Source organism: Veillonella dispar (assembly GCF_937975875.1).
Taxonomy (GTDB): Bacteria; Bacillota; Negativicutes; order Veillonellales; family Veillonellaceae; genus Veillonella; species Veillonella dispar_B.
The window spans coordinates 1-4,816 of sequence record NZ_CALJSP010000179.1; the positions used below are offsets into that span (position 1 = coordinate 1).

At 38.5% G+C, this 4,816-nt stretch carries 5 protein-coding genes; all 5 read right to left on the reverse strand.

Annotated elements, in window-relative coordinates:
- On the reverse strand, nucleotides 1-1,199 hold a 1,199-nt coding region (gene dinB / locus Q7P05_RS08915; protein WP_303931726.1), incomplete at its 3' end, for a DNA polymerase IV.
- A gap of 2 nt (nucleotides 1,200-1,201) precedes the next feature.
- Complete coding sequence (locus tag Q7P05_RS08920) at nucleotides 1,202-1,546, reverse strand: helix-turn-helix transcriptional regulator (protein ID WP_009352539.1); 345 nt, start codon at nucleotides 1,544-1,546, stop codon at nucleotides 1,202-1,204.
- A gap of 540 nt (nucleotides 1,547-2,086) precedes the next feature.
- On the reverse strand, nucleotides 2,087-3,370 hold the full coding sequence (locus tag Q7P05_RS08925) for an adenylosuccinate synthase (RefSeq protein WP_287499687.1): 1,284 nt from the start codon (nucleotides 3,368-3,370) through the stop codon (nucleotides 2,087-2,089).
- Between the two features lie 74 nt (nucleotides 3,371-3,444).
- Complete coding sequence (locus tag Q7P05_RS08930; protein ID WP_024062668.1) at nucleotides 3,445-3,717, reverse strand: helix-turn-helix domain-containing protein; 273 nt, start codon at nucleotides 3,715-3,717, stop codon at nucleotides 3,445-3,447.
- A 364-nt stretch (nucleotides 3,718-4,081) separates the two neighbouring features.
- Nucleotides 4,082-4,816 (reverse strand): MFS transporter (locus tag Q7P05_RS08935; RefSeq protein ID WP_303931729.1); only part of this gene is annotated, 735 nt, incomplete at its 5' end.

The window sequence follows — 4,816 nt, forward strand, 5'->3', positions numbered from 1 at the left end:
GCTGGGGAGTCGAGACCACTAACAGTAAGACCTAATAGGCGTATAGGGCCGGGAGGATTCATAAAGGCAATCCCCTTAGAGCTACAATAGTTCGATCCACTATAATTAGACTGACTATAATTAGATCCATTATAGCTAAGATTCCTAGATTTTATCTTTGTAGTAGCCCCTAGTGCTTCCACATCTTTCTTCGTCCCTTTAGGCTTCTTGCTCGTCTTATCTTGCATCAGCTTGTTCCACAAAAGCAGTGCTGTTTCAAAGAATACATGCTCATGATCAGATGGTGTATCTAATCGTTTCTGCCGTGATACAGTAGTGAAGTCATCATAGCGCACCTTAATCGACACGGTATGCCCTAACAGATTCCGTTTCCGTAACCGCTTCGATAGACGATTGGCAAAATATCTGAACTCGAGTTCAATAGCACTGCCATCGACAAGATCCTCTTCGTAGGTTTCTTCGGCTCCGATGGATTGTATTTTACGATCTGTTTCTACAGGCCGTTCATCAATACCATTCGCTAGCTCCCATATGCGTCGCGCCTGATTGCCTACAATGGGAATGAGACTCCCTTCATCTGGCAAGGCTTGAATGTGACGCATCAAGTGGAAGCCTCCTGCTTTCAGCCGTTTTTCCGTATGAGGGCCTACGCCCCAAATCCGTTTAATAGGCAATGGAGCCAAAATCTCTTTTTCACGACCATAAGGAATGACTACAAGGCCATCTGGCTTGTCTAAATCAGAGGCTAGTTTAGCTAAAAATTTATTAGGTGCTAATCCCGCCGAGATGATGAGCCCGGTCTTCTCATATACACGGTCCTTGATGGCACGACCTAACGCTTTGGGCCCACTATACATGGTAGACATACCACTTACCTCAAGAAAGGCCTCATCGATAGACAATGGCTCAATGTAGGGAGTAAATTCTTTCATAATAGAAAAAATCTGATGCGATACCTCTTTGTAGCGGTCCATACGCGGATACACATAAATTCCATCAGGACATAATTTCTTAGCCCTCGAGATAGGCATGGCAGAATGAACCCCAAATTTACGAGCCTCATAGGAACAAGTAGCAACAACGCCACGTGAAGAAAGACCACCCACGATAACGGGGTGGCCTTTATACTCTGGATGATCCAGTTGTTCGATGGACGCGAAGAATGCATCCATATCAACATGCATAATCCAACGTCTCATTGTTACGCTTCTTTTTCGTGCTCAGAAATACGGCAGTATTTAATTTGCGCACAAATGCACTCATCCTTAGATTTATATAATTGAGGGATGATTTCTAGAATGTCGCCAAATGTAGCTTCGTTAATGGAATAACGTGTCCATAAGCCATTACGTTGAGAGTTAACTACACCTGCATCAATTAAGATTTTCATATGGTAGCTCAACGTAGATTGGGATAAATTGAAGCTAGCTAAAATATCAGCTGCACATAATTCATTGCAAGACAACATGTCGATGATGTGTAATCTTGTTTCATCGCTTAATGCCTTAAAAATCGTCGCTAAACGTTCATAAGAAACTTCAACCATATCTTTAACTCCTCAAATCCGTATCAAAAAATGTCAATCTACTTATTGATACTATTATATACTATTTCTTAATGTAAATCTATTTTTTTCTTTATATTTGTATCTTAATAATTTATTATGAATACCAAATAATTATATATGAGTAAATTTTACCACATTATAAACTAATTTCAGCACACTATAGGCTATTCGCTATGAATATTTTAAATAAATTTTCATCTCATAGATTTATTTAGTTATACATAAAAATGTATATATAATGGTTTTGTGCAATTATTTTCTATAGAATTTTCGATATAGCGATTTTCTAATAACCATATAGCATACTTCGATATACCGCACTATATTAGCAATCTAAAGGATTAGATATAAACTATACCGATTTTGTGTTCTAATGACTTTCAATACAAAAGACCCCTCATAGAGGGGCCTTATCTGTATAATTCTATAAGTCGATTGTATAGTAGGAAAAACATAGAATTTATAATGATAAATTCTAGTCTCCCCTAGAGCAAACCAATTATACCAAATTAGTATAGCTTAGAATACGTTTACTAAATCGATTGTTTGGTTACGATTAGGACCTACGGATACAATGCCCAAAGGTACACCTGTTACTTCTGCAATGCGTTCTACATATTTGCGAGCATTTTCAGGAAGATCTTCGTATTTGCGGATACCAGAGATATCTGTTTCCCAACCTGGCAATGTTTCGTAAACAGCTTCGCATGCTTCAAGATCTTTCAAGTTAGCTGGGAAGCCTTCTACGTCTTTGCCATTCAATTTGTAACCTACACAGATTTTCAATTCTTTGAAGGAATCAAGGATATCCAAGCGTGTAATAGCGAGGTAATCTAAGCTGTTAAGACCTGCAGCGTATTTTACAACCATAAGGTCTAACCAACCACAACGACGAGGACGACCAGTTACAGTACCGAACTCATGACCAAGTTTGCGAAGGTTGTCGCCAGTTTCATCAAGAAGCTCTGTAGGGAATGGACCTGCACCAACGCGTGTTGCGTACGCTTTTACAACGCCGAAGATATTTTTCAAGTAGTTTGGACCAATACCAGCGCCTGTAGAAGCACCACCAGCGATTGGATGAGAGGATGTTACGAATGGATATGTACCATGGTCAAGGTCAAGCATAGTAGCTTGAGCGCCTTCGAACAATACCTTTTTGTCCTCTTTAACTGCTTTAAGAACAGCGATGTTAGTATCTGTTACATATGGTTTCAATGCTTCAGCATATTTGATGTAATCCGCTAAGATTTCATCATAGTTAACTGGTTCAGCATCATAAACTTTAGTAAGCATTTTATTTTTAAATTCTACATTGTATGCTAATTTTTGTTTGAATGTTTCAAGGTCATACAAGTCGCAGATACGGATGCCGATACGGTTAATTTTATCAGCATAGCAAGGACCGATACCGTTTTTAGTAGTACCGATTTTAGCATCACCTTTAGATGCTTCCTCTGCATTATCTAAAGCGATATGATATGGCATGATAACATGCGCACGGTCAGAAATATGAAGGGATTTTGCAGATTTACCTTGTTTTTCAAGGCCTTCGATTTCTTGTAACAATACTTTAGGGTCGATTACAACACCAGTACCCACGATATTTTGTTTGTTATCGTACAAAATGCCGCTTGGTAAAAGGCGAAGAGCAAATGCTTTGTCATCTACCACAACAGTATGACCTGCATTATTACCACCTTGACTGCGCACTACAACGTCTGCACGTTCCGCGATCCAGTCAACGATTTTACCTTTACCCTCGTCACCCCATTGAGTGCCGATAACCATACTTGTTGCCATATCTATATCCTCCATGTGAAAGTCTAAATAATTCACTAACATTATACAACAATGTTCGGACTCTGTGAAAGTATTTATACAAATTCAATCTTTAGTTTCTTCCCAAAAGCATGAGCTATTTTCTGTAATGTTTTTAAAGATGGATTACCATTGCCATTTTCAATCTTACTAATATCAGACTGAGTAATACCTGTTAATTCGGATAACTGCATTTGCGTCATATGAGCTGCCAATCGTGCTTCAACTATATTCTGAATAATTTGATACTCATCATCTAATGCATCCCACTCTTTTTTAAACTTCGGATTTTTCAATTGTTTCTCTAAATATTGATCTAACGTTTCCATATTATGTATACCTCTCGATATAATCGTTCTTATATTTTATAGCTAATTCAATAGCGCTCTTCGGTGTTTTCATAAAAAACAACAGAAAACGTATCCATCATATTCCTCCTAGTACTAGAAGAAATCTTTACTTAAATTATATGTTAAAACATATATTCAGTAAAGATATTGAGATATAGAAATTTAAACTCTTACTACATCCAATATAAGTATCTAGCCCCTTAAAGTAAACAAATGGGAGGTGCCCAATGGTCACCTCCCAGGTATTGACATTTTAACTAGTCAAAATATTCTATTTTAGTTTTTCACACTATTTATCGACTTACATGCCATTACATCTTTAATATGATTCATTGCATCGATATTATTTTGGTTCTTTCAGCCAAAAACTCATGAGTAAACCTACAGCACCAACAGGGATCAGTGTCATCAATGCAGTTTGTACGTCATAGATATCAGCTAGATGACCTACATATGGTGCTACAAGGCCACCTAAGGTAATGCCAAGACCTAGTGTAATACCTGAGGCAAAGCCTGCATTTTTAGCAAGGTATTTTTGGCCTAGAACGGTAATAGGTCCATATTGTGAGAATACGCCAAAAGCCATCGGTATCATGGCGCCAAAGAATCCCCATGCATTCGGTACGAAGATAAACACTAATACGGATGGTAAAAATATAATATTACCTAAACGCACTGTTTTTAGAAAGCCTAGCTTATCTGATAGTGCACCACCCATATAGGTGAGGATAGCCCCCATGGCAAAGTACATAGTAAGTGCCAAGCTCGATGCACCGGCTTCGCCATTGATAACAGTAATGTATAAAATCGGTATAAAAATCGATAATACGGAGAACAAAATTGATCGAGATGCAATGACGAAAAATAGCTTTGTAAAACTCACCCAATCGTTTATGCCTGTATTTGTGCCCTTAATTTGGCTTTCACATTCACGCGCATCTTCGGCCTCAGTAGTATGACCTGTGAAAGCATATAGATATAGCAACACGCCGAGCGCGGCAATAGCCGTAAACACCCAGAGGAATTGGCCGCCAAAGACATAAACGCCACCAGCAATGAGCGGCCCTAAGGCAAAACC

Bases quoted from the DNA above. Each gene is read 5' to 3' on its own strand.
- Q7P05_RS08920 (WP_009352539.1), bottom strand. From the start codon at position 1,546: ATGGTTGAAGTTTCTTATGAACGTTTAGCGACGATTTTTAAGGCATTA.
- Q7P05_RS08925 (WP_287499687.1), bottom strand. From the start codon at position 3,370: ATGGCAACAAGTATGGTTATCGGCACTCAATGGGGTGACGAGGGTAAA.
- Q7P05_RS08930 (WP_024062668.1), bottom strand. From the start codon at position 3,717: ATGGAAACGTTAGATCAATATTTAGAGAAACAATTGAAAAATCCGAAG.